Origin of the sequence: Vibrio sp. V09_P4A23P171 (assembly GCF_963875615.1) — a bacterium.
Lineage (GTDB): Bacteria > Pseudomonadota > Gammaproteobacteria > Enterobacterales > Vibrionaceae > Vibrio > Vibrio anguillarum.
Window position 1 is genome coordinate 26,391 of the sequence record NZ_CAWNMR010000014.1, and the last position, 26,676, is coordinate 53,066.

At 46.6% G+C, this 26,676-nt stretch carries 18 protein-coding genes and 1 pseudogene; 14 read left to right on the plus strand and 5 right to left on the minus strand.

Annotated features, from left to right (window positions below; translation table 11 throughout):
• Positions 1 to 328 precede the first annotated feature (328 nt).
• The 7 genes from AACT23_RS06320 (at position 329) to AACT23_RS06350 (ending at position 9,418) form a co-directional block, all read left to right on the plus strand.
• Positions 329 to 1,336 carry a LacI family DNA-binding transcriptional regulator gene (locus AACT23_RS06320; protein ID WP_017044901.1) on the plus strand — a complete coding sequence of 336 codons (1,008 nt, stop codon included), beginning with the start codon at positions 329 to 331 and terminating at the stop codon, positions 1,334 to 1,336.
• 30 nt (positions 1,337 to 1,366) lie between these two features.
• Entirely contained in the window at positions 1,367 to 2,614 is a 1,248-nt protein-coding gene (locus tag AACT23_RS06325; RefSeq protein WP_094130044.1) for an extracellular solute-binding protein, read from the plus strand.
• Positions 2,615 to 2,708: 94 nt separating this feature from the next.
• Complete coding sequence (locus AACT23_RS06330) at positions 2,709 to 3,695, plus strand: carbohydrate ABC transporter permease (protein WP_094130047.1); 987 nt, start codon at positions 2,709 to 2,711, stop codon at positions 3,693 to 3,695.
• A 4-nt stretch (positions 3,696 to 3,699) separates the two neighbouring features.
• Complete coding sequence (locus AACT23_RS06335) at positions 3,700 to 4,566, plus strand: carbohydrate ABC transporter permease (RefSeq protein ID WP_017044900.1); 867 nt, start codon at positions 3,700 to 3,702, stop codon at positions 4,564 to 4,566.
• 80 nt (positions 4,567 to 4,646) lie between these two features.
• Complete coding sequence (locus AACT23_RS06340) at positions 4,647 to 5,741, plus strand: ABC transporter ATP-binding protein (protein ID WP_017044899.1); 1,095 nt, start codon at positions 4,647 to 4,649, stop codon at positions 5,739 to 5,741.
• Positions 5,741 to 8,341, plus strand: a complete 2,601-nt coding sequence (locus tag AACT23_RS06345; protein WP_019281229.1) for a glycoside hydrolase family 3 protein — start codon at positions 5,741 to 5,743, stop codon at positions 8,339 to 8,341. The genes AACT23_RS06340 and AACT23_RS06345 overlap by 1 nt, the downstream gene beginning before the upstream one ends.
• Positions 8,342 to 8,404: 63 nt before the next feature.
• The gene (locus tag AACT23_RS06350; protein ID WP_026027775.1) at positions 8,405 to 9,418 is read left to right on the plus strand and encodes a LacI family DNA-binding transcriptional regulator; all 1,014 of its coding nucleotides are present in this window, start codon (positions 8,405 to 8,407) and stop codon (positions 9,416 to 9,418) included.
• A gap of 37 nt (positions 9,419 to 9,455) precedes the next feature.
• Here the strand turns inward: AACT23_RS06350 and AACT23_RS06355 are convergent.
• Positions 9,456 to 11,013 (minus strand): annotated as a pseudogene (locus AACT23_RS06355) (methyl-accepting chemotaxis protein).
• Between the two features lie 234 nt (positions 11,014 to 11,247).
• Here AACT23_RS06355 and AACT23_RS06360 point away from each other — a divergent pair.
• The gene (locus AACT23_RS06360) at positions 11,248 to 14,166 is read left to right on the plus strand and encodes an alkaline phosphatase family protein (RefSeq protein ID WP_094130050.1); all 2,919 of its coding nucleotides are present in this window, start codon (positions 11,248 to 11,250) and stop codon (positions 14,164 to 14,166) included.
• A 96-nt stretch (positions 14,167 to 14,262) separates the two neighbouring features.
• On the opposite strand, the gene AACT23_RS06365 is transcribed toward AACT23_RS06360, so the two are convergent.
• Positions 14,263 to 14,793, minus strand: a complete 531-nt coding sequence (locus AACT23_RS06365) for an RNA methyltransferase (protein ID WP_370685849.1) — start codon at positions 14,791 to 14,793, stop codon at positions 14,263 to 14,265.
• A 196-nt stretch (positions 14,794 to 14,989) separates the two neighbouring features.
• Here AACT23_RS06365 and AACT23_RS06370 point away from each other — a divergent pair, with 196 nt between their 5' ends.
• From AACT23_RS06370 to AACT23_RS06390, 5 genes are all read left to right on the plus strand, one after another.
• Positions 14,990 to 16,318, plus strand: coding sequence for a sphingomyelin phosphodiesterase (locus AACT23_RS06370; RefSeq protein WP_094130056.1), 1,329 nt, complete (start codon positions 14,990 to 14,992; stop codon positions 16,316 to 16,318).
• Positions 16,319 to 17,266 carry a hypothetical protein gene (locus AACT23_RS06375; protein WP_255211895.1) on the plus strand — a complete coding sequence of 316 codons (948 nt, stop codon included), beginning with the start codon at positions 16,319 to 16,321 and terminating at the stop codon, positions 17,264 to 17,266.
• An 83-nt stretch (positions 17,267 to 17,349) separates the two neighbouring features.
• Positions 17,350 to 17,871, plus strand: coding sequence for a DUF2058 domain-containing protein (locus tag AACT23_RS06380; RefSeq protein ID WP_026027777.1), 522 nt, complete (start codon positions 17,350 to 17,352; stop codon positions 17,869 to 17,871).
• Between the two features lie 306 nt (positions 17,872 to 18,177).
• On the plus strand, positions 18,178 to 18,729 hold the full coding sequence (locus tag AACT23_RS06385; RefSeq protein ID WP_094130061.1) for a YbhB/YbcL family Raf kinase inhibitor-like protein: 552 nt from the start codon (positions 18,178 to 18,180) through the stop codon (positions 18,727 to 18,729).
• 14 nt (positions 18,730 to 18,743) lie between these two features.
• Positions 18,744 to 19,535, plus strand: a complete 792-nt coding sequence (locus AACT23_RS06390; RefSeq protein ID WP_445286072.1) for a helix-turn-helix domain-containing protein — start codon at positions 18,744 to 18,746, stop codon at positions 19,533 to 19,535.
• A 71-nt stretch (positions 19,536 to 19,606) separates the two neighbouring features.
• Here AACT23_RS06390 and AACT23_RS06395 read toward each other — a convergent pair whose 3' ends face one another.
• The 3 genes from AACT23_RS06395 to AACT23_RS06405 form a co-directional block, all read right to left on the minus strand.
• Entirely contained in the window at positions 19,607 to 22,447 is a 2,841-nt protein-coding gene (locus AACT23_RS06395; protein WP_445286073.1) for an FAD-binding and (Fe-S)-binding domain-containing protein, read from the minus strand.
• A gap of 69 nt (positions 22,448 to 22,516) precedes the next feature.
• Positions 22,517 to 23,653, minus strand: a complete 1,137-nt coding sequence (gene lldD, locus AACT23_RS06400) for an FMN-dependent L-lactate dehydrogenase LldD (protein ID WP_094130067.1) — start codon at positions 23,651 to 23,653, stop codon at positions 22,517 to 22,519.
• Positions 23,654 to 23,760: 107 nt separating this feature from the next.
• Positions 23,761 to 25,461, minus strand: coding sequence for an L-lactate permease (locus AACT23_RS06405; protein WP_029189968.1), 1,701 nt, complete (start codon positions 25,459 to 25,461; stop codon positions 23,761 to 23,763).
• Positions 25,462 to 25,681: 220 nt separating this feature from the next.
• Between AACT23_RS06405 and AACT23_RS06410 the strand changes: the two genes are divergently transcribed.
• Positions 25,682 to 26,581, plus strand: a complete 900-nt coding sequence (locus AACT23_RS06410) for a LysR family transcriptional regulator (RefSeq protein ID WP_017046910.1) — start codon at positions 25,682 to 25,684, stop codon at positions 26,579 to 26,581.
• Positions 26,582 to 26,676: the final 95 nt, after the last annotated feature.

The following is a 26,676-nucleotide window of genomic DNA, read 5'->3' on the forward strand; positions in this document are numbered from 1 at the left end:
TGATCATTAACTGTCCATTCTTTTTTCACGGCTCGCTCGATGCCTGCCGTGGTTTTTAACCTCCAGCGATACACTTACGCTTTCGGGCCACATTAGTGGCCCTTTTTTATTTACGGTAATCGGCCATCATCTTTTTCTCTCTTCCGATTGCCATGAAACAGTTTCATGGCTGCCTGGGAAACTGCTGTGGCTTTCAATGTTTAGATAATTGTCATTTGTGTGCCTAGTTCGATGTGATTTCTCTCACGCTAAAGCGAGGGGATATCTTGAATACTAGCTCATGAAAGCGGTTTCTTGTTGGTTTTGTCAGTAATGTTGTGAGGCGAGAGTGGCGACAATTAAAGATGTGTCTGAACATGCAGGTGTATCGCAAGCGACGGTGTCGCGGGTGATTAATGGAACTAGCCGTGTTAGCCACGATAAAAAACTCAGAGTCGAAAAGGCGATTAAAGATCTTGGTTACCGCCCCAATTCTATTGCTCAAGCACTGGCCTCAAGCCGTACGGGGAGCATCGGCATCATAGTACCGGAATTAGGGGGCCCTTTTTATTCAAGCATTTTGCACAACATTGAAGAGCAATTGCGTAAGTTTGGCTACCACGTCGTCGTGACGGCAGGCTCGAACACCGAGCAAGGACAAAAAGAGTCGGTGCAATTTCTGCTAGGTCGCCGAGTCGATGCATTAATTCTCCATACTCAACATCTAACCGATGACTACTTGATTGAATTGGATCAACAAGGGGTTCATTTGGTGCTAGTGAACCGTTTTATTCCTGAAATGGCCAGCAGCTGTATTGACATTGATAACGAGATAGGTGGCTTTTTGGCAACACAGTATTTACTCAGTCAGGGTCATCAACGAATTGCTTGTATTACTGGGCCATTGGATAAATCTGATGCGCGAGGCCGTTTGCAAGGCTACCGAAAAGCGTTGGAAGAGGCTGGGCTTGACTATGAAGAAGCGCTCGTGTCTGAAGCTGGTTTTACCGAAGAATCCGGCGTCAAAGCGATGCGCAAATTACTGATGCGTCACTGTGAATTTAGCGCCGTATTTGCTTCAAACGATCATATGGCATTTGGTGCATTTGAAGAGTTGCGCCGTGTCGGGTTGCAAATACCACAACACATATCCTTGGTTGGATTTGACGATATTTTATTCGCGCGTTACCTCACCCCAGCGTTAACGACCGTGAATTTCCCTCTTGAACAGATGAGCTTAGAAGCGGTTCAGCTCGTTATTCAAAAGCTGCACAAAAACAAACGCGACGTGAACTTCAAATTATCCCCTTCGTTGGTGATACGAGACTCCGTCAAAAATTTACTCAACACCCTATAAACCTAACAATAAAGATATTAAGGATGAATCATGAAATTTAAGACCTTAGTGCTATCAAGCGCCGTGGCTTTAGGATTTTCTTCGCTTACATATGCTGCCGACCACACCATCCGTTTAGACGGTTTCCCCGACTTTGATAGCAGTTTGAAAGTCTTATTGCCGGACTTTGAACAAAAGAGTGGTATCAAGGTTGACTATTTAATGAATAACCACGGCGACCACCACACCAAGCTGACGACGAACCTTGCCACAGGCTCCGGAGCGGGGGATGTGATTGTGGTTGATGTAGAGAAAATTGGCCCCTTTGTTGCCTCCGGTGGCTTAGTCAATTTGTCGGAAAAATATGGCGCGGACAAATTCCAAGACCGTTTCGCACCTTATGCTTGGGCACAAGGTAAGGGGGGGGATGGCCATATGTATGGCATTCCTGTCGATCTTGGCCCAGGCGTTATGTACTACCGAACCGATGTGTTTGAAAAGGCGGGGATTGACATCAATCAAGCGATAAAAGATTGGGACTCCTACATCAAAGCCGGTGAAATATTGAAGAAACAAAACGTACAGCTGATTGCATCCGCCGCTGATGTAGCACAAGCGATCATTTTTACCACGGTTCCTGACGGCGAAGGATTGTATTTTGATAGTAAGGGAAATTCAGTCGTCACTTCCGAACGTTTTGTACATGCATTTGAAGTGGCAAAAACGATTCGTGAAAAAGGGCTAGATGGCCGAATTTTAGCGTGGTCTAACGAATGGTATGAGGGTTTCCGTAACGGTACTTTTGCCACTCAGCTTTCTGGTGCGTGGTTACTCGGACATCTGAAAAACTGGATTGCGCCAGATACAGCAGGCAAATGGGCCGTATCAAACCTTCCTGATGGTATTTACGGCAGTTGGGGCGGTTCATTTCTCTCAATCCCTACTCAGTCAAAACATCAAGATGACGCGTGGAAGCTGATTGAGTACATGACAACCAACCGTGATGTGCAGCTTAAAGCGTTCGAAACGATTGCCGCGTTCCCCTCTAATGTCACGACTTACGATGACCCAATGTTCAATGAAGAAATTGAATTTCTAGGTGGTCAAAAAGCGCGTTTGTTGTTTGCGAATGTGGCAAAAAACATCAAACCAGTCGCGCCTGCGAAAGGCGACCATGTGGCTCGTTCTATCATCTTAGAAAATGCACTGATGGAAGTGTTGGATGAAGGCAAAGACATCAAAGCCGCACTGAAAGATGCAGAACGTTTAATTCAGCGTCGTACCCGTAATATGCAATAGCACGGTCATCATTAAAAAGAACCGCCAGCGGTGCTGGTGGTTCACTAAGCGTAAGTTATAGAAGGCATGATGTTATGCCTAAGAGGTCGTTATTATGAATCACGTTACGAGCAACGCTGTGCAAGCGCCATCGGGTCGACGTTTTTTTTCTCACCTGAGTTTGAAAGCGCTTACACCGTACGGGTTTCTATTGCCGTTTTTGATTATTTTTTCTGTTTTTGGAGTTTTTCCTCTCCTGTTTTCTGTCTATCTCTCTTTTCATGCGTGGAACCCCGTCGAAGGGGTTGCCGCCATGAATTATGTGGGATTTGATAACTACCAAGTTGCATTGACCGACCCTTGGTTGTGGCGTTCATTAAGCAATACATTGTGGTTGGCGATAACCTCGGGCGTCGCTCAACATTTAGTGGCTATTCCAGTGGCCTATATTTTGGTTTCATTGGGCGATCGGCTGCGTCATTGGCTGACATCCGCTTATTTTTTGCCATTCATTACCTCAACGGTGGCGGCGTCGCTCATCTTCTTCAATATGTATTCACCCAATTCGGGCATCATCAACCAAAGCTTAATGGCTTTAGCTAATAGCAGTGTCTTTGGCTGGGCATTTTCTTGGCTTAATGAGTATCAACCTATCCGTTGGTTAGATGATGCCAACATGATCAAACCCTCGATTGCCATCATGGTTTTTTGGAAATACACCGGTTTTAACATCGTGTTGTACACCACGGGTTTAATGACCATTCCCAAAGAAATTTTAGAAGCCGCGCGGATGGATGGTGCCAACGCCTTTCGCCGTTTTTGGAATATCTCACTGCCGATGATTCGCCCTTTCGTTTTCTTTGCCGTCACCATGACCATCATTGGCAACTTACAACTGTTTGAAGAACCGTTTGTATTAACGCGCGGCACCGGAGGCGTAGGCCAAGCAGGCTTAACTATCTCAATGTACCTCTACAAAGTGGGTTGGGAGTGGCTAGAGATGGGCACGGCATCCGCTATTTCTTGGCTGCTGTTTGCGCTGATTGCAACTTGTACTGCGATTCAGTTTTTCTTCTTTGGTAAAAAAGGGTTGGGGGAGTAATAGCATGTCAATCCACGCTTTAAAACTCAGTGATCGCAGCATTGAACTCATCACTAAAGTAATGATGGCGCTACTGGCGGTTGTATTGATTGTCTCGGCGCTTATCACAGTTTTCCCATTTTTGTGGTCAGCGCTGCTGTCAACGCGCGATCGTACGGAAATCTTCGGTTCAGGCATCAGCTTTGCCATTGGGGATAGCTTAGCCATTAACTATGCAAAGCTGTTGCAGATTATGCCATTTTGGCAGGCGATGTTTAACTCTATCTACATTGCCTTTTTAGGCACCACTATCTCACTGTTGTTTTGCAGTATGGGCGGTTACGCATTTGCTGTGTTTCAGTTCAAAGGTAAGAACGCGCTATTTGGCATGTTGGTGGCTTCCATGATGATCCCACCCGTCTTGAGCTTGATCCCCTATTTTATGATCGTGAAATTTCTGGGTTTGATGGATAACCACATGGCGGTTTGGCTGCCGTTTACCACCACTCCATTTGGGATTTTTCTAATGCGCCAACACGTGATGGCCTCTATTCCTAAAGAGTTATTAGAAGCGGCCAAACTCGATGGCGCGGGAGAGTTTCGTACCTACTGGAGCGTTGTTTTGCCGTTGATGAAACCAGCGTTGGCAACACTGGCGATTGTACAGTTTGTCTTTTTCTGGAACAGCTTTATGAACCCGTTAGTGGTGCTCACATCGCCAGAAAACTACGTTATTACTCAGGCGTTACGTAGCGTGCAAGGCATTCCAAATACGCCTTGGGGTGCGGTGATGCTTGGCACCACCATTTCTATATTGCCACTGGTGACTATCTATCTCTTTGCGTCCAAACAGATGATAAGCGGCTTAACATCCGGTGCAGTAAAAGGCTAATTGGCCTTTAATCCCTCATTTTAGTTACTCATGCTGGCGTGGTTTTGTTGAAAGAAGGCGCAGTGTGAAGGAGAAAAATTATGGCAAAAGTTGAATTTAAGAACATTAAGAAGTCGTTTGGTCATGTGGATGTTGTTAGGCATTTTGATTTCACGGTGAATGATGGTGAGTTTGTGGTATTTCTTGGCCCATCGGGTTGCGGAAAATCAACCACATTACGCATGTTGGCGGGGCTGGAGTCGATTACTGCCGGTGATATTTACGTTGGTGACAAGTGGATGAATAACGTAGATGCCAAAGATAGAGACTTAGCGATGGTGTTCCAAAGTTATGCGCTTTACCCACATATGAGCGTGTATGAAAACATCGCGTTTGCATTGAAGTTAAAAGGCATGCCAAAAACTGAAATCGATAAGGAAGTGCGTAAAGCGGCAAAAATGTTAGAGCTTGACCCGCTCCTTGATCGTAAGCCTAAAGAGTTATCCGGCGGTCAACGCCAACGCGTGGCGATGGGGCGTGCCATGGTGCGTACGCCAAAAGTGTTCTTGTTTGATGAGCCACTTTCTAACTTAGATGCCAAACTTCGTGGTGTGATGCGCGAAGAGATCAAGCAGTTACATCGTCAGCTTAAAACCACCACTATTTATGTTACGCATGATCAAATTGAGGCGATGACGCTCGCTGATCGCATTGTGATCCTCAAAGATGGCTATGTTGCGCAAGTCGGTACGCCAACAGAGGTGTTTCAACGCCCGGCGAACAAATTTGTGGCGCAGTTTATTGGTAACCCTTCGATGAACATGCTTGATGCACAACTTATCCAGCAAAATGGCGAATGGCTTATCCAACTGGGTGACATCTTTATCCCGCTTCCCGAGCGATTTAAAGCGCATGCGTCTAAAAACCTCGCATTGCATGTCGGTATTCGCCCCACCGATATTCACTTACGCGCAGAACAAGTTAACCATGAACGCGTCTTGCCAATTGCCGTCACCCTCAAAGATAAAGAGTTGCTCGGTGCGAGTATTTTGTTGAAAACCCATGTTGCAGGCCAGCCTTTGATGGTGGAAACCCAAGCGGCAGAGGTAGAGGTGACGAAGGTTACACTCTATCTCGACCTAGATGCGATTCATATTTTTGATGCGCTGAGTGAAAACTCATTGGCCAGTTTTTAATGGTGAACAAGACGATGACAATAATAAAGCAAGCCCCTTATTTCGACGTTTGGCCCAAAATAGAATCAGCAATCAAAGCTGACCCTGAAATTGAACAGCAAGTAGCAAGAATCATAGGGTTGATGACCTTAGAAGAAAAAATTGGCCAGATTATCCAACCAGAAATCCGCGATATTACGCCGCAAGAAATCATCGATTATAAGATTGGCACGGTACTTAATGGTGGTGGCTCTTGGCCAAACAGCAATAAACATGCACCAGCCAGTGAATGGGTAGCGAAAGCCGATGAATACTGGTTTGCCGCAGAAAAAGCTTATCAAGGTCGCCCATTTCATATTCCGTTTATGTGGGGGACTGACGCAGTACACGGCCACAATAACGTCTTTGGCGCAACCGTATTTCCGCACAATATTGGGTTGGGGTGCGCGCGCAATCCTGCTTTAATTCGCAAAATTGGCCGTATTACCGCGCTGGAAATCGCCGCGACGGGTATTGATTGGACCTTTGCACCAACCGTGGCCACCCCTCGTGATTTGCGTTGGGGGCGCTGTTATGAAGGTTACTCTGAAGACCCTGAAGTGACTTATGTTTATGCCAGCGAAATGGTCGCAGGTTTGCAAGGTGACGCCATTGACTTACAAGGTGAGCACCATGTGATCTCAAACGTCAAACATTGGGTGGGTGATGGCGGCACAGTGAATGGTGTTGATCGTGGCAGCAATACTTACAGTGAAAATCTGCTGCGTAACGTGCATGCCATGGGCTATTTCAGTGGCCTTAATGCCGGTGCGCAAGTGGTGATGTCTTCATTTAATTCGTGGGATAACCAAGCGAACTACGATCACGCGCCGCACATTTCAGGTGATTACAACCTCAAAATTCATGGCAGTAAGTACCTACTCACTGATGTTTTGAAAGATCAAATGGGCTTTGATGGATTAGTTGTAACCGATTGGCATGGTCATTCTGAAGTCAGTAAATGTACCGATGGTAATGCGACTTACGCTATCAATGCGGGTAACGATATCTTAATGATCCCTATTCGTGAGCATTGGCAATCAGCCTATCGTCAAGCGGTGAGCGATGCCAAAAGTGGAGTACTGAGCCAGAGCCGAATTGATGATGCTGTGACGCGTATTTTACGGGTGAAAATGCGCGCGGGTTTATGGAAAAAACCGCATCCTTCAGCGCGAGCTTTGGCTGGTCAGCAATCTCTGATTGGTTGCTCTGAACATCGTGCTATCGCTCGCCAAGCTGTTCAGCAATCGATGGTACTGTTGAAAAATAACAAGGGTATTTTACCACTCAAACGTGGGTGCAAGGTTGTGTTAACGGGCAGCGGCGCCAATGATTTGCAAAAGCAAGCGGGCGGGTGGAACCTCACTTGGCAAGGGGACGAAAATAACTTAGCCGATTTCCCCGGAGCTACCACAGTGAAAATGGCGTTAGAAGCCGAATTGGGCATAGATAATGTTTGCTACGATCCAGAATTAACGGGTGATTGGCAAGCGGGTGATATTGCGGTCGTGGTGTTTGGTGAAGATCCTTATTCTGAAATGATGGGTGACATCAAAGCGTGGCAATCTTTGGAGTTTTCAACCTTGAAACGTCGCTACCGAGCAGATAGCGAAAAAATCAAAGCATTTCATAAGCGCGGCGTAAAAGTGGTATCGATTTTCTTTAGCGGTCGTCCACTGTTTGTCAATGAAGAAATATCCTTGTCTGATGCTTTTGTTGCGGCATTTTTACCCGGCAGCGAAGGACGTGGCATTACTGATGTTTTAGTGGCTAAAGAGAATGGTGAAGTTAATATCGACTTCTCTGGTACCTTGTCATTCAGTTGGCCCAATAAAAAGCGCAGCACCTGTGTGAACCGTATTCCTCCTCATATTCCCAATTATGTCGTGCCTGAATGTGAGCAGTCTCCGGTTGGGGAACATGCTCCTTTATTTGAATACGGTTATGGGCTTAATTACGCTGAAAAAAAACAAACTCGAGATTTGGATAACCTTGATTTAGATATCGACTCAGAAGAAGCAAAATGGCAAGCAACACGTGCAGAGCATCTGTATGGCATTATGGCGACGATAGGCGATTATCAACTTAAAGTGTCGGATGCTGAACATTGGATGGGCGTGGATGTCTCACGCAACAACGTGATGAAACTCGGTGCTGTCCGAACTAAGCCGTATAACTACCAGCAGCAGCAAGATGCCGTTGAGGTAGAAATTCTGGGGGGTGGAGCAATGGTTTATGCGCAAACGGGGCTAGGGCAAGCGGAAGATTTCAGCCATTACGATAATGCGCATGGTGTGGTCAGTTTTGAGATTAAAGTGCTCAGAGCGGCAACAGAACCTGTTTATTTGTCACTGCAACGCGCCGTTGTTCCTGGATGTTTGGGGGATATTGATAACGTGGTTAAAGTGGACGTCAGCCACTACTTTTCAACCATCAATGATAGCTTTACGCGCGTGAACATTGCTTGTTCACATTTCTCAGAGCAGGGATTAAGTTTTACTCATCTCGACACGCCCTTCTCATTATTTACTAATGGTGAGTGTCAATTTGTGATCGCCAATATATGTTGGGATACACAGTAAAAAGAAACGATAGACTCCTTCTCCGTGTGGAGAAGGAGTGCTTCTAAAGGGCCAAACATCGCCATGAGAAAATCAAAGAAAGCACCCACTGTTTATGATGTCGCTAAGCTTGCCGAAGTTTCGGCAAGCACTGTCTCTCGTTTTTTGAATCGCACAACTTACGTATCGGATGAAAAAAGCCAAAATATTGAACGTGCAATTAAAACCCTTGGCTACAAACCTAGTTACCCAACCAGTCATCTAGGCAATAAGCGTTCGATGACTATTGGTGTATTAGTGCAGCACGCAGAGAGCCCTCACACCAGTCGAATTCTGAATGACATGGAGAAGGTATTAATGACCCAAGGGTATTCACTGGTGATTGCCACAGGTCAGTGGCAGAAAAACTTGGAAGCACATGCACTGGAGTATCTTGCTAGAAGCAATGTCGATGGAATGATCATAGTGACAGGCAGTTTAAAAAGCGATCAAATCCTCAAATATGCTCAATCGATTCCCATCATTGCTGTCGGCCACCAAATTGTTAGTAATAATGTACGTTGCATTAATGTGGACAATGTACTCGGCGGTTATATTGCCACCTTGCACCTATTGCAATTAGGGCACGTAAACATTGCTCATATAAAAGGGCTCGCTAATCAGCCTGATTCAACCGCCCGTTTCACTGGCTACCAAAAAGCGCTTCGTGAAGCGGGAATTAAGCCTATGCCTAAACTCATTAAACAAGGTGACTTTAGCTCTGAATGTGGGTATGAAAAGACGGTTGAACTGTTGCAGTCGAAAGTCCATTTCTCGGCTATTTTTGCTGCTAATGATCAAACGGCTTATGGTGCCATTAAGGCGTTAACTGACCACGGAGTGCGAGTGCCAGATGATGTTTCAGTGATTGGTTTTGATGACTTACCTGTCTCTCAGTATTTCACTCCGGCCCTAACGACATTGCGCCAACCAATTGAAGAGATCGGTGCGGTGTGTGCGCATTCCATTCTCAACTTGCTCAGTGGTGAGAGGCACGATGCTAGGTTACCCCCTATCGATTTAATTGTGCGAGAGTCCACAAAGTCTATCTATCGTTAATAAAAAGCCCTCGTTAGAGGGCTGGTAGGCGATGAAATTATAACCGTCGGAATTGGCGAACTAATGTGCCTTGAGAGCTAAGGTTTACCACTAAATCCTCACATTCATCTCGTGTATCACTGGCCAAAATATTGGTCGCAACACAGACATCACTGATCGATTGAACGCTTGAATTCATATCTTCAGTCACGCGTGCCATCTCTTCTACGGCGGTGGCAATTTGTTCATTTCTATCCGTAATATCAATTACTTGTGTAAGTAGCATATTGAGTTTATCGCCAGAGACATTAGCACTATTGACACATAATTTAGATAACTGTGCGCCTTCATGCATCGCATCGACAGCTTGGTGGGTGCTGGTTTGAATCAGCGCAATGACATTTTGGATCTCTTTAGTGGACTCATGGCTGCGTTGTGCCAAGGTGCGAACTTCGTCGGCGACGACCGCAAATCCACGGCCTTGCTCGCCAGCCCGAGCAGCTTCAATAGCGGCGTTAAGTGCAAGCAGGTTGGTTTGCTCAGCGACAGATTGGATCACAATTAACACTTGGCCAATGGTTTTTCCGTGGTCTGCCAATTGTGTGACAACCGATGAAGCGCTGTCTAGTTGGGTTGCGAGCTGTTGCATTGCATTCAATGTATCTTTTACCGAATCCATACCTTCTTCGGCGGCCAATTTTGCTTTCTCTGTCGCGTCAGAAGCACTTTGCGCATTTTGTGCAATTTCATTCGCGGTAGAGTGCATTTCATTGATCGCGGCGGCAACTTGTTCTGTTTCTCGTGTTTGACCTTCTAAATTGGTCGCAGTTGTTTTGCAGTTTTTTGAAGATGAATTGGCTGCTTCACCAATTTGTTGGTTTGAATCTTGAATGCGTCCCACCACAGCATTGAGTTCGGATTGGCGCATTTTTAACGCAAGTTTTATTTCAGAAATGTCATCAATATGGCCGTTATACACCAATTCCATTAGTGGGTTATCAAATATCTTGCGTGCTTCGGCACTGAGCGATTCTAAACGGCGAGTTAAATAATAACCATGCAACCATGGACAGTAATAACATCAATACTAAGCCTATTCCCGGAAGAAGAGTATCAGCCACAAAACTGATGCCTGCAATGGGGACTAAGGCGATGGCCAAACGTTGCCACAGGCGAGTCCTAGGCAGCTTTAACTGCCTAGGTGTTTTACCTGCTTTAAGCTGCGCGTAGATTTTTTCTGCGTTGGTGATGTGTTCGCGACTTGGACACAAACGTACCGACTGAAACTCAACCGTTTTGCCATTTTCGACAATCGGAGAAGCAAACGCATCAACCCAATAATGATCGCCATTTTTACATCTATTTTTGACGATACCCATCCAAGATTGGCCGCGTTTTAAATGCTCCCACATATCTTTAAACGCTTCTGCTGGCATGTCAGGGTGACGAACTAGGTTGTGAGGCTGGTTGATAAGCTCTTCTAATGAGTAGCCCGCCACTTCACAAAACTCTTTACTGGCATAAGTGATATGGCTGCTTGGTTTAGTGAGCGATAATAAGTTATAGCTAGGTGGAAACTTGACTTCTTTTTGTGTGACAGGTTGGTTGGTACGCATGATTACCTCGAATTAAATAAGTTAAAAACAAATTAAGCCAAGCTTCTCTAGCGTTAGATGAGGGTGTTATTTATTATTTTTGTTTCCACTGTTATAGATTCGAATCGCTAAGAACGCAATAGAATTAACCAATATAGAATACCTAATTGGTATCATTACTTTTGATATGGACATATGGCCGATTTATAACGTAAATATAACTTACGGCTTGACCTTACGAGTAAGCTTGCCACAATGTGCGCATGCAATAACTGTAGGGAAAACAGTATGATATTTTATTCTTTTGGGCGGCTAAAACCCATCGCGTTACTCTTAACCTCTTTACTTTCATCAACCTCTTTCGCTGCTATCAGTGATGCGCCTGTGGTTGGCGGGCTGTTCAATTCGGCGCAAATATTGAAAAATCAAATGGCCTCGTCTTTAAGCTATTCAACGCGCTTTGCCCGTGATTCAACCTTATTTACCATCGCCGGGGTAACACTCGATAGCTATATCCTTATGTTGCCTTTAGATGCAAAAACAAAAGCTCGCGTTATTGCACAAATTTCTAACCCAACTTACGCCATCCCGCTGGGCTATTTTTTATATCAATATTATGATCGTTATACGGGGTTAGAAAATGATGATGTATTTAAACAGTATTTAAGTACTGTTTATGAAGCAAAGGTTTTAAAGGGATTCGAGCATAGCCTCTACCATTATGGGGAAGAGGTGGTGAGTGAACAAAAAGAAAATATTAAAGATCAAGGGCATCATGAAGGGATTAAAGTGGATGCCCAATTTATTGCAGCCATGGTGACTGTGTATGATGCCTTGGTTGAAATTGGTGAGTGGCAACAGCTTGAGAGATTGCCGGATCACTATCAATATCTGACGTCAAGTGAACCCGATCGATTACTGATTAATAAAATCCAACCGATAGTGATCCAAATTATTAGTCAGGCTGCTAATGGGATGGATGAAGGAGAGATGAAGCAAGCCCTTTTTGGGGTATTAGAAGATGCAAAGCCAGAAAATACAGCACGTGTGAACAACAAAGCAGAGGCAATCACGGTTACTTTGATTGATTTTGTGCGTATGAACGTATTAAAAGGCTACCGCCAATTTGTCTATCAGCAAGAGCGTGAACAAGCACTAAATTCCTGGTTACAAAAAGCACTTGATGATGATCCTCAAGCATTGATTGCGTTTCTCCGCTCTCAGCAACAACGTCGTATGGCAGTGCAGATCACCGTGGATGGTTTGCAACAAGGGCTGATCGAAGGTTTGGTTGACCCGAGTAAGCCATTCATCCGCAAAGCTCACCAAGATCACCACAATCGATTGAGCACTAAGCCCTCTTCAATGGAGGTGGTTCAACCCGAACATCAGCAGCAAGTACGTTTCATGCAGATATTGGCTGAGCAGCCTTATCACGATCCACATTACTTGCCGTTTTTTAAACGCTTGTATCGTGATCATCGCGCTTCTATTACTCAAGTGGGCATTTCATCAACACCAACGATCAGTGTGCGTAATTTACCGATCATAAAAACAGGAGCTAAGGTGTCCGGCCAAGGTGGTACTGGCATACCCAATTTCCACTTTGTTGATCGCCCAACCGACCGAGCTTATTACTTTTTTGGTAATGATGCACTGCAGCTTGATCGCTTACTGGTTAAAAACCAAGTACAAACGATGTTTGATCGCCTCGCTTACCTCAACACCCTCAACTGCAATGCGCAATACGATTGGAATGCTCACACCACTTATGATGGTTTAGTGAATTTAGGGGCGGGTGAGGCATTACGTGATTTTGGTGAAAAGCGGTGTGTGCGTGAGCTGAAAGAGCGCGCGATTGTCGAACGTGAACTTCAACAGTTGCGAGCGACATTAGTTGAAGAGGTCACGCGCTATCAGCAGATAAGCAAGTGGGATTTTTATACTCGCTGGACTCGCCATCAAGTGCTTGCTCACCAGTTGAAACAACTTGCACAAAAAGAACTGAAAGGAATGCCCGACTATACGCTGATTTATAATCCATGGCCGGATCATTTTGCTCATTTTAGCGGCCCATTCAGCGATGAAGTCATCATGCCAACTGGGGAACTAAACCGCCTCGATTACTGGCTAGCGCAAATAGAAGCAACCTATCAAGACGCGGGAGTATATAACCGCACGTTATGGGGCATGGCTGGCGATCATGGTTTAGCTCCTGTTTATTTCTCCCTCAACCCAGAAAAACAGATCTTTGAGCCGCTAGCGTCGCAACTGGGAATAAAACTCAAGGTGAAGAAAATCTCATCGGATGAGGGAGAAGGGCCAAAAATGACGAATGCGATTAACGCGCCGTCAAACAAAGGGATTGATGTGGTCGTCGCTTCCACTGCGGGTGGAAATTTTATGATGGATTTCTTTAATGCAGAAGCTGGATGGGAAGTTCAACCGGTTTATCAAGAGTTGATCCGTTGGCAACCGATCCATTCTAAGCCAGGGCAGCAGGTTGATGTGATCGATGAAACCGTAGCGCGACTTGCTGAAAGCCTAGATTATTTAGTTGTGAGAGAAAAACCATGTGATTTAACGGACTGTTCTGTACGGTTGGTTGGCGAGCGGCAAGGTAAACGAGTGGATGAATGGATTGAAAAAAAGGGTGATAAACTGCGCTATTTTGCTAAATCGGAACAGCCATTGCTGCTTGGCGTTCAGCAGCTAAATGCTTATTTGTCGCCTCCTTCATCTGACGAGCTAGAACATTATGCACAACTCGTCGAACGTTGCGTTTATCACGCTAAAGCGAATCAACCTGAGACGTGGTGCTCAAGTGCGCAGTGGCGAGAGTTAACACGTTTTACGCCCCGTCCAGATTCGGTTAATCAGCTCGCTGCTATTTATGAAGACGACCGTGCGGGCACCATTAACCTATTTCCTAAAGAGGGCGTTGGCTTTAATACTAAAGTTCCGGGACGTCATGCGGGTGAAAGCTATCTAGAAAAAGATGCTTTTATCGGTTTTTGGGGGAGCCCGATTGGCAATCAAGCCACGCCGCTCGGTTCAGTCGAAAATGGCTCACTTGCGCCCACTCTTTATCACTATTTAACGGGAGACGAAGTTAAAGTTGGTGAAGATGGGTGGGGTTATCCATCTGTTCTTAAACAGCTGGATATTCGCTAGCGAGACTTAACCGTTATGACTGCCAATGAAATAAGTGAGCGTTTGGCTCTATTGAGTGAAGAACGTTCGCTTGTTTCATTGGCTTCGATTGCAGCCTTAAGTGGCTGGTTGATCAGCACGTTTAAACTTCAAACGATTTTTCACATCTCGGCTGCTCAGAATACGTTGGCTGTGGTCAATATCGAGCTTGGATTTTGCCAATCGATCATACAGCAGCACATTGACGCTTGCGGCCAAATTCATGCAACCAATCGTTGGGATGTATACAACCTCACTGGCTTGGTTAACTATCTCTTGTGGAATAGAACCATCTTCAGGGCCAAACACATACAGCGCTTTTTCCGGGTGAATAAACTCGGGCAGTGGTGTCGCCCCTTCTGCCAGTTCAACACAGACGATTTTCATCTCACTTGGCAAGTCCTGCGTGATCTCTACCATCGCGGTGAGCGGGATTTTACTTTGAATGTTTTTTGTGTCGGTTTGAAATTTCACTGCGCGATCATAACGCTCACCACTGTAGCGAACCGCGCACGCTTGGTAGCAACCTGCTGCGCGCATCACACCACCCACGTTGGTTGGGCTTTTAGGGTTACACAAACCAATGATCACTGACATTTCACGTTCCACAAAAAATCCTCTCACAATTTGGGGCGGGCAGTATAACGCTAAAGTTTGCCTTGAAAGAAAAAATATCGATAAATCGTTCAATAGTTTTTATATTTTTCGTGACCTTTCTTGGAGTATTCAAACTGTCGTATTTCTTACATCAATATTTCATAGGGGGATGGCTTAATTTATTTTTTCACAGTTAAAGGATGAAAACGTGAAGATTATTAATAAAGTCATGCTATTTGGGTTGTCTCTTGCTGCTCATGCGGTATTGGCGGACACCGATATTTATTTAACCAATAACTCTGCGCTGCCAATGTCTATTGCCGTGAAACAGACCGGATCTGATCAGTTGCAACAAGGCAGTGAATGGCAGCAACACAGTGAAACGCTAGGCCCGTGGGAAACTAAAATGGTGCTCAGCTTTAACCGCTGGCAAGGGGTGAAATCTGGCAAAACGTACCAATTTGAAACCATGGTAACTTTACCGCAAGGGCCGGTTTTCTCCTTACAGCAGAAGATGGAAGGTCATTGGTATAACTCAAGCATTGAGCATGGGGTACAAGCACGAGATGTTCCTCTTCAGTGGCAAAATGATCGTGCGGTTCACCGTTATTACTCAACGCAGTTGATTGAACGTCCAACCGAGCTTGCGTTTAAATCCGTCAGCACCACTCGTTACGACGATATTTATTACACCATTACGCCAACGAATACAGAAGAAATACCCGATGCTGAGACCTTAAAAGTGATGACCTATAACGTTTGGGCGTTACCTGTGATTGCTTCAAATATTGCCGAGCGTTTTGCTATCATCCCTCAGCACATCAAAGGATATGATGCCGTAATGCTGCAAGAAGTGTTTGCTGCGGGGCGTGATGCCTTTCTTCGAGAGCTGGCAAAAGAGTATCCGTACCAAACGAAGATGCTCGATAAGTTTGGGGTGAATATCCATGACGGTGGAGTGATCATCGTCAGCCGCTACCCAATTGTTAACCAAGGACAATATGTTTTCCCTGATTGCTCGGGAACTGACTGTTTTGCTGATAAAGGGGTGAATTATGCTGAAATCATCAAAAATGGTCAGGCTTATCATCTGTTTGCAACGCATACTGCCTCGTTTGATACCGATACCGCTCGCGATTATCGCCAACGTCAGTTCAGACAGATGCGCAGTTTTGCACAATCGTTCTCTATTCCCAGCACAGAAACGGTGATTTATGGCGGTGATTTTAACGTGAATAAACGTAAATTTGCCGATGACTATCAAAACATGCTCGCGAATCTTGCGTCAACCGAACCTAGCTACGCAGGCTATACCGAATCAACGTTTGATCCGCGCATCAATGATTTTGCAGGAGAACCCTTATCCGGTGGTGAAAACGTGGAGTACCTTGATTATGTGGTGGTAAGCCAAGAGTTTGCACAACCAAGCGAACAACAAAACCGCAATACTGTGCTGGTGCCAAGAACCACGGACGAGCGTTTATGGCAGCATTACAATTTATCGGATCACTTCCCGGTTAAAGCTGAGATCCGCTAGATGCGTTGGGTTAGGTTATTGATCTGCGTTGCCTTAGTCGGCAGCGCAAGTTATTGGTGGGTGAAGAGGGATGAGTTTCCCACTATCCAAACACCCCCCAATAGAATTGAGGTTGCATTGCCGGGCACGGTGCGTTTGCCAGAGCAAAGTGGCGTTGCTTTGCTGGCTAATCGCGATCATCAAACCCATGAAGAGTGGACACTCGTTGGTGAAACGCTGCAAACAGAAATAGGCAAAGCGCTGAGAGAGAGAATAGAGCAGTTTTGGCAGCAGTGTCGTCAGCAAAATGTGTGTGCTGCGCGGCTACAACAATTACAAGCGCAGTTGCCCCATGAACGCTATGAACTGGTTGCTCTCTATTGGCAAAAACAGGCGCAACGTGACGCGCTGCTTGGAATGGAAATCATCAGTCAGGATACGGAATTAGGTGACAAAATGGCTTATGTAAAATCGATTGATCAGCAAGTATGGGGGCAACAAGCGGACATTTTGTTCGCCGATCAGTACGCTTATGATGATTTTGTACGGCAACCCAATGACTACGAAGGTATTGCTTCCGTAGAAGAGGCGTTGCAGAGCATTGAACAGCGGCTTACACAGCATCAATATCAATGGGATACCTTTTCATTAAACACAGGTAATGCACGCTATGAACAAGCGATTCGGCTGATCCCTCCACATTTATCGTTAGAACAGCGCTTAGAAGTACAACAAGGTTTGGCCGAACTTTACTTAAATGAACATGAGCGCAGTGAGGTGGCGCATCGCCAAATCGAGCAACAAGCGCAGGCTGCTCAAGTCATTGACTACCAGCAAGCATTAGCGCAGTTAGAAAAGACGCTCTCAAGCCAGAGAAAGACAGCCTATGCCACCCTTTCGACAGAAGAGTGGGTGCGCTACACGGCAAAGCAGCGTTATGAGTTTAGAAAAGCATTTTTTGCTCGTTAGGATGAATAAGATAACCACAGCGCTCTTTATTCACTCGCCATGAACCGTTAAACTCACCAGCAAATAACTGACTTGGATTGATCATGGCAACCTTATCTCTACAAGAGCAAATGCTAAAAGCGGGTTTAGTTAACGCCAAAAAACTCAGCAAAGCGAAAAAGAGCTCTAAAAAATCGCGCGTGCAAGCACGTGAAGTGAAAGCGGCAGTAGAAGCGAATAAAGTCGAGCAACAAGAGCGCGACAAGGCACTAAATAAACAGCAAAAAGAGCAGTTGTTGAGCAAAGAAATTCGTGCTCAAGTAAAACAACTGATTGAGATGAATAAGCTGGATCTAAAACACGGTGAAATCAAATACAACTTTGTTGATGGTAAGTTGGTGAAGTCACTTTATGTCGATTCACTGGTTCGTGATCAACTGAGTAAAGGAATCCTGGCTATTGCACGTTATGAAGATGGCTATGCTGTCATTCCGGGTGTGGTAGCGGATAAAATCTTCATGCGTGATGAAGAGAGCATTATCGAAAATAAAACCGCCGATGAATCTCTACCTGCTGAAGATGATCCGTACGCGGATTTCGTAGTCCCTGATGATTTGATGTGGTAATTCCTTCCGGCTCTCCTTCTCAACGGAGGAGGGCTCTCGTTCTCCCTTCCTACCTCTACTTTCCACTCTACAATAACGTTATCCGCGATAGTGGGTAGTGGTTCTTTTTCCGTTGAAGCTGTGGCTTGAGTCGAACTCAATACAATTGCCGCTATTAAGCCAAGTAGACGTATTAATAATAGAAGAGTGGCTGCAACACAAAGTATCATTGGCTGATTATTAAAGAAGATAAATGATACTTTTTGTCGGATGTTGCATGGGTGATGCTGCTAGACTTGTTCATGAACTTATTCATAGGAGAAAACAATGAACTCGACGATTTTTAGCTCGGCCATCGTCATCACGACGTTAACCACCAGCTTATTATTTACAGGGATGGCAAATGCTTTGCAACTCAGTAGCCGTGATATCCAAGAAGGCCACCCGATGGCAAAAACCTTTGAATTTTCAGGCTGGGGTTGTGCTGGGGAGAATCTTTCGCCGCACTTAATTTGGACTGATGCACCACAAGGAACCAAAAGTTTTGCTATTACGGCTTTTGATCCAGATGCTCCGACAGGAAGTGGCTTTTGGCATTGGATTGCGCTGGATATTCCAGCGACAGCGAGTGAGCTAGCACGTGGGGTTGAAGTCAAAAAGCTCGGTGCAATAGAAACACGTATCGATTATGGCAGCGTTGGTTTTGGTGGTGCTTGTCCGCCAGAAGGGCACGGAATGCACCGTTACCAGTTTACGGTATGGGCTCTCCCGACGGAAAAACTCAATTTGGCGGCCGATGTATCACCTGCGGTGGTTGGTTTTACCCTCAATAGTTTGGCGTTAGAAAAAGCGACGCTGACCGCAACCTATACACGCTAATTCATGGGGGAGTGATGAATCACCAATACCAAGTCACCACCTTTCGAGCCGCTCAGCAACAAAGGCTGAGAAATGTGAGGATTCACTCTCCAAGCTTGATTCAGATCCAATCTGGCAGTAAAAAACTGTTTCATAAGGACGACGCCATCAATCTATCGAGCACTTCGTTATTATTGTGTGAGGCCTCAGCTTCGCTCAGTTTCGAAAATTTACCAGAACACGGTTACTTCTCTTCAAGGCTGTTCAGTTTCACCTACCGCCCGACCGAGGCGATGCTTGCGTTAAGCGCAAGTCATGATCGCCCAGTTATGTGGCCTGTGATTTCAACCAGCCCCTCACTGAAAAGTTCGCTCAATGCGCTCGCCTCGTTCGATCTTTCGTTAATCAGCCAAGAAACCCAAGCCTATCTACTGATGGTGTTATACCAACAATTGGCTGAGCAAGGTGCACTGCATTGGCTCTTTGAGAGTAATTCTCTACCCTTTGAGCAGAAGCTGAGAAACTACCTCGCCCAGTCACCAGAAGAAGAACATCCACTTGAGCGGGTAGCAACGCACTTTGCCATGAGCCGCGCGACCTTAATTCGACGCTTAAAGCAACATGGCACCCGTTACCGTGAGGTTTTGGCTGAAGTGCGTGTGAATCACGCGCTGAACTTAATGCAAAGTGGCCAACGAAATATAGCGATATTGGCACAGTGTTGCGGCTACCAATCGGAACAGCGATTTAATCAACGCTTTCGCAGTCAGTTTGCAGTTTGGTTTAAGCCCCAAAGCGTATTTACAAACTCTTGGTATGCGAGGTAAAGGTACGCCAGATAAAGAGACAAAAAAACAGCCCATTTTATCCAATGAGCTATTTTAAGATTGAGGGTAGATCAAAGCGGTTTAGACACTTCATCGACCAAATACAAAATGGATTGATATGGAATGCCGCTGTGGTGTGATAGGCCAATTTCACAGGTACGGCTATTACTGAATCCGCGTTCGCAGTGAGCAGGGACTTGCTCTTTGAGCGGATGAACGGCCGCCGCATTCAGTTCTGGCGTGGTAAAGCCTTTATCGCCCGCCCAGCCGCAGCATTGAATATGCTCTGGCACAATCACCGTGCTGACGCAGGTTTGGGTCAATTTGAGCATCTCGGCTTCTAACCCCATTTTGCGCGCACTGCAGGTGATATGCAGCATCACAGTTTCTTCTTTGACTTTGATAGCTAAAGAATCCAGCAGATACTTATTGACAAAACCGACGGGTTCTAAGATCTCCAGTGGTTTGGTAAATTGTTCAATACTGCGTTTTGCACACGGGCTGGTATCCATCAATACCGGATATCGCCCTTGTTGGCTAGCTTGCCATAACGCGGCTTCTAACTGCTGCGCTTTTGACTGTGCAAGCTCATTCATTCCCTTGCTGTCATAGGGCATACCACAACATTGGCTGTTGAGCTCGTTAGGTAGGATCACCTCATATCCTGCTTTGTTAAGCAGCGATAAGGTCACTTCGGTTAATGGCCGCTGATCGCCCGCGCTGTTTTGTTGGCCCATATTTCGGCTCGCACAAGAGGGTAGATAGACGACTTTTTTCTCACGGCGCGGCAGGTTTTCTACTGCAATGGCTAAGTTTTGATGATTGGCTTGCGGCAGTTGTGGATACCAAATAGGCGTTTTGCCTTTGCTGAGTTTACGCAAGCCGTTGGTTGCGCCGCCGACTAACTTCTCGCCCAGCCATTTGCTCGCCAATTGGTTGGCACTGAGGCCGATTTTAGCCACGGCTGTGGTGGCGGCAAAGTGATCCGCCGTCCATGTAGCAATGGGGATGAATTTTTGGTATTTCGCGGTGCGCAGCTTTTTCACTAAATCGCCAGTGTTGATACCAACAGGGCAGCGCTCAGCGCATAAGCCAGTTGCGGCGCAGGTGTCTAATCCTTGGTATTCAAAGACTTTTTCAAGCTCAGAAGCTTCTACCGTTTCACCTTGCGCGCGTCGACGTTGTAGCTCGCGGTACAAGACGATTCGTTGACGGGGCGAGAGTGATAGTGTGCGAGATGGACAAACAGGTTCGCAAAACCCGCATTCGATGCAGCGATCGACCAAGGCATCAGCCGCTGGCATCGGCTTTAGGTTAGCTAAGTGGGAACGCGGATCATCGTTGATAATAACACCGGGGTTGAGTAAGCCTTGTGGGTCAAACAGGGTTTTGATTTGTTGCATTAAGGCGTAACCGTCTTTGCCCCATTCCAACTCCACATACGGTGCCATGTTGCGGCCCGTGCCGTGCTCGGCTTTGAGTGAGCCTTGATATTTCACTGCCACCAGCTCGGCCACTTCATCCATAAATGCGCCGTAGCGGTCGATCTCGCTTTGGCTATCAAAGCCTTGTGTAAAGACAAAATGCAAGTTGCCTTCCAGAGCGTGGCCGAAGATGATGGCTTCGTGATAGTGGTAGTGATCAAACAGAGCCTGCAAATCGCGCACACCATTGGCAAGGCTTTCTACCGGAAACGCCACATCTTCAATGATGACGGTTGTCCCTACTTCGCGCACCGCGCCGACGGCAGGGAACATCCCTTTGCGAATGCCCCATAAGGTTGCCACCGTTTTGGTATCAGAGGTGAATGGTACGGATTCGATGATCTGATAGTCGCTTAGTGCTGCCATCACGGTGCTGCATTGTGAATGAAGTGTTACGTGATCGCTGGCGTGAGACTCAATTAGCAGCGCAGCGGCTTCTAGATCCAATTGCGCAATAAACGCGGGCATGCCAGCTTTGTCAGCGACAGAGCGCATCGCGCGTCCATCCATCATTTCGACTGCCGCAACTGGGGTTTTGGACAGGGTCGTAACCGCTTGGCTAGCCTGCTCAATATCAGCAAAGACAAGCAGCGCCGAGGCTTTGTGCGCGTGCTCAATGACGGTGTTGTAGGTGATGTCGGCAATAAAACCGAGTGTGCCTTCCGACCCAATCATCAAATGTTCAATAATTTCAATCGGATCAGAGTAATCAACGAGAGCATTTAGGGCGTAGCCAGTGGTGTTTTTTAGGCGATATTTGTGGTGAATAAGCTTTGATAGTGTGTGATTTTGCGCCGTTTGTGCATGAAGTTGAGCAATACCTTCAATCAATTCGGGTTTAGCGATTTTGAATGCAGCGATGCTTTCTGGGTTTGCGGTGTCGAGCACGGAACCGTCTGCGAAGACGATCTTCATACTATCGACAGTGCGGTAAGAATTTTGCGCGGTGCCGCAGCACATACCACTGGCGTTATTGGCGGCGATTCCACCAATTTTGCAGGTGTTAATTGAGGCTGGATCTGGGCCGATTTTGCGTTGAAAAGGGGCAAGGTATTTGTTGGCATCGGCTCCGATGACCCCCGGTTGTAGGGTGATTTTTTTGCCCTCATCGTGAATGCTATGGCCTCGCCAGTCATCGGTTAAGGCGATCAAAACCGAATCAGAAACTGCCTGACCAGATAAACTGGTGCCAGCGGCGCGAAACGTGCAGTGAACGCCAAGCTCGCGGCAGCTTTTAATGGCAAAAATGACCTCATCAAGGCTTTGTAAGCGCAGCACAATTTTCGGCACCAAGCGATAGAAACTGGCATCAGTGCCATAAGCAAGGCGTTTTGCCTGCTGCGTGATGATGCGCTCAGGGTCGATGCGCGTAGCGAGTTGCGTTTCCAGTTGACGATAGGTGGCGTCTGAAAGAGTGCTGGCCATCATTGTTTCCCATTTTAAATTGAGGTTGTGGATAGGTTAACGTGCGGCTACCGTTGGTTTGTCATCATGAGATTAAAGTTTGACTAACGAGTCTCGTGACAAATCGGCAATGGTTTTCGCTCCGGTTAAGGTCATGGCAACGCGCATCTCTTTTTCATACAAATCGAGCAAGTTCTCAACGCCGCTTTGACCTTGCGCCGCCAATGCATAAACAAACGAGCGACCCAGCAGCGTGCAGTCCGCGCCCAGCGCCAGCATGCGCACCACATCAAGCCCAGTGCGAATCCCTGAATCGACCAGAATTTTCAGGTCGCCCTTCACCGCATCAGCAATCGCAGGTAAGGCTTTGGCGGTTGACAATACCCCATCAAGCTGGCGACCACCGTGGTTGGATACGATAATGCCATCAGCGCCAAATCGCACCGCGTCTTTGGCATCTTCTGTATCTAGAATGCCTTTAATGATCATCGGGCCGTCCCAAAAGTCGCGGATCCACTCTAAATCTTTCCATGAAATGGAAGGATCAAAATTCTCACCAAGCCAACCAATATAGTCTTCCAATTTAGTCGGCGTGCCACGGTAGGCAGAAATATTGCCTAAATCGTGTGGTTTACCGAGCAAGCCGACATCCCACGCCCAGCTTGGGTGTTTCATCGCTTGAAACACTCGGCGCATCGCCGCATTAGGGCCGCTCATGCCAGAATGCATGTCGCGGTAACGCGCGCCGGGAACGGGCATGTCCACGGTAAACACGAGGTTTTTTACCCCCGCGGCTTTGGCGCGCTCCAACACATTTTTCATAAAACCGCGATCTTTAAGTACGTAGAGTTGAAACCAAATCGGCCGAGCCAGCGCCGATGATACTTCTTCGATCGGGCAAACCGATACGGTAGACAGTGTAAAAGGAATGCCTTTATTTTCAGCCGCGCGCGCCGCTTGCACTTCGCCGCGCCGCGCGTACATACCAGTTAAGCCAACAGGGGCAAGTGCAATCGGCATTGCAAGCTGTTCGCCAAACAGTTGTGTTTCTAAACTGAGCTCTGACATGTCATTAAGCACGCGTTGGCGCAGTGCGATGTCAGCTAAATCCGCGGTATTGCGTGTGAGCGTGTGCTCACCGTATGAGCCACCATCAATATAATGAAACAGAAAAGGAGGCAATTTCGCTTTCGCGGCAGCGCGATAGTCGGTGGAGGCTGAAATAATCATAGATTGAATCCTAATTTGTACAGAGCTGCCGCCTAGCGAGCTCTGCATTTATTACACAAGATTAATGGTTATAAAAACCAAGTTGATACCAAATCACATCACCAAACTTAGGGTTGCTGGGTCATTAGTACGTCGGTCATATTAAAGCCGTAAATCACCACTAAACCGATAAGGCCGGTCATCACAAGGTAGTAGAAAGTTGGGATAATGGTTTTGCGCAGCGTGGCTCCTTCACGGCCCAATAAACCGACCGTTGCTGATGCCGCGACGACGTTGTGAATCGCAATCATATTGCCCGCTGCTGCGCCAACAGCTTGTAGCGCAATGATCATCACACTGGAGATAGAGAGTGTTTGCGCCACTTCAAACTGGAACTGGCTAAACATCATGTTCGACACCGTATTTGAGCCTGCGATGAACGCCCCAAGTGCACCAACGGTGGCACTTAATGCAGGGAAGGCATCACCGACTAAACCCGCGGCAAAATTGGCGGTAGTGACAGGCATGCTCGCAAGCTCTGCGCCATTGACGCCAGAGTTAATAAAAATGCGCACCATAGGGATAGTAAATACCAACACAAAGCCCGCACCGATCAGCGTTTTGCTTGATTCACCGAATGCTTTGATGAGTGGTGTCGCACTGCGTGACTGCAATATTACTGCCAGTAACGCGACAAAAACCAAGATGCCACCGGGAAGATAAAGCGGTTGAATGGCCGTGCTGATGCCTGTTTCAGCCAGAATGTTGTTAAAGGATAGGCTCACTCCAGCCAGCAGTGACTTAAATTCGCTGCTCACACGGCTTGCCACAAGGATAACCGCGAGCAGAACATAGGGAGTCCAAGCTAATGCAAGGCCCATCGGTTTAGCTTTGATCTCCTCAATATCAATTTTTAATGAGCCTAACCACTCTGCGGGCCACGATTTCTCTTCTGGAAAATCCCATTGCGATTTTGGTACTAAAAAGCCTTTTTTCGCGGCCGTGACAACCAGTGCCAAGCTGATCAAGCCACCGATTAATGAGGGAAATTCTGGGCCAAGAAAGACGCCCGTTAGCGCGTAAGGCACAGTAAAAGCCAAGCCAGAGAAAATCGCAAAAGGCAAAATATCTAACCCTTCGGTCCAGCTTTTGTTCTTACCGAAAAAGCGCGTCAACATCATCGCCATTAATACTGGCATCAATGTACCGACTATCGCATGGGTGATGGCGACACTGGCGGTGATTTGCTGTAAATACACATCCCAACTTGAACCGTTGCTGATCAGCGTTTCGGTGATGTTGTGCGTATCTAACCCCTTGTTTACCCCAACAATAATGGGCGTACCCACTGCGCCGAAAGAGACAGGAGTGGATTGGATCATCATCCCCATCAATACGGCAGCCAACGCAGGAAAACCAATCGCAACCAGCAACGGAGCCGCGATAGCCGCCGGTGTACCAAAACCAGAAGCGCCTTCAATAAAAGAGCCAAAACACCACGCAATGATAATGGCTTGCACACGGCGATCAGCCGAAACATCCGTAAAACCGTTACGAATGGTGGTGATAGCACCAGTGTGTTTTAAGGTGTTGAGTAGGAAGATTGCGCCAAACACAATCCAGAGCACGGAAATCGTGATACCGAACCCTTGCAAAACAGAAGCGAGCACGCGGTTTGCCGACATATCCCAAAAGGTGAGGGCGATGGCCACAGTTAATGCAAAGGCCACGGGCATCGCCTTTTTCGCAGGCCAGTTGAGCCCGACTAAAAGAATCGCTGCCACCACAATGGGGGAGAAGGCCACTAGTGCCAGTAAGGTTTCGTTCATTGGATACTTCCTCGTAAAGTGTGCTCTTCGTACTAGCTCTAAATAGTAGGATAGTTGAGGAGCAGACATCCTGTAGGGGCTACAGACCTTTCGGCCACGTCGGGTAGCTAAATTATTATATTTGTGATGTTTTTGTTAATTCCGGGTGAATTTACTCCTTTATTTTTTATGGATATAGGGAAATAATGAAAATAATTAATTCCAAAATTGACATAATAAGATGCGAGCAGACGACCTAATATTGTTTTCACAAGTGATGGAACTGGGAAGTTTTAGTAAAGTAGCAGAACAGAATAGCCTTACAAATTCGGTAGTTAGTAAAAGAATGGCGCGTTTAGAAGAAGAGTTAGGCGTGCAGCTATTATATCGAACTACGCGTAAATTAACTCTGACTGAAGCGGGCAAGGCACTGTTACAGGGTGCGAAAAATGTGAAGCTTGCCACTCAAGAAGCCGTCGATGCGGTGTCTGGGTTTGGTGAAAATGTCAGCGGCCACATCAAAATGTCGGTACCCACCATATCAGGCGATCTAATATTGGCCGACGCGGTTGCGGAATTTTGCAATTTACACCCCGGCTTAACGGTGGACATGTCGCTTGATAACCGTTTTGTTGATTTAGTGGAAGGAGGTTTTGACTTAGTGATCCGCACTGGTTATTTGGAAGATTCAAGCTTAATTGCGCGGCATATTTTAGACTCACAGTGGGTTGTGTGCGCTTCTCCCTCTTATATTGCGAAAAATGGAAAACCGTTAAAACCGGAAGATTTAGTCAACCACAACTGTTTTCAATATGCCTACCAAACCACAGGCGCGAGCGAGTGGGAATTTAAAGGCCGCAAAGGAAACTACATTGTCACAGTCTCGGGCTGCTTTTCTACGGATAACGCCACGGCATTGAGAAAAGCGGCTTTAGGCGGCCACGGCATTGCTTATGTGCCGCGCTGTTTGGTTTATCATGATTTTCGGAACGGCCAGCTAGTGGATATTTTCCCGGAACAAGTGGGCAAAAAATTGGGTATATACGCCGTGTATCCCTTTACTCGCCAACCCCCGAATAAAGTCCGCTTGCTGATAGAGCACATTCGCGCCCGCTATTTGACTATTTCACACTATTTTTGAGTGTGACTTATGTAAAGCATGTCTTCGGTCTGTATACCGTTCTGTTCCTCCCCCTTTTAGGGGGAGGTTAGGAGGGGGTACTGCCAGCAACCAAG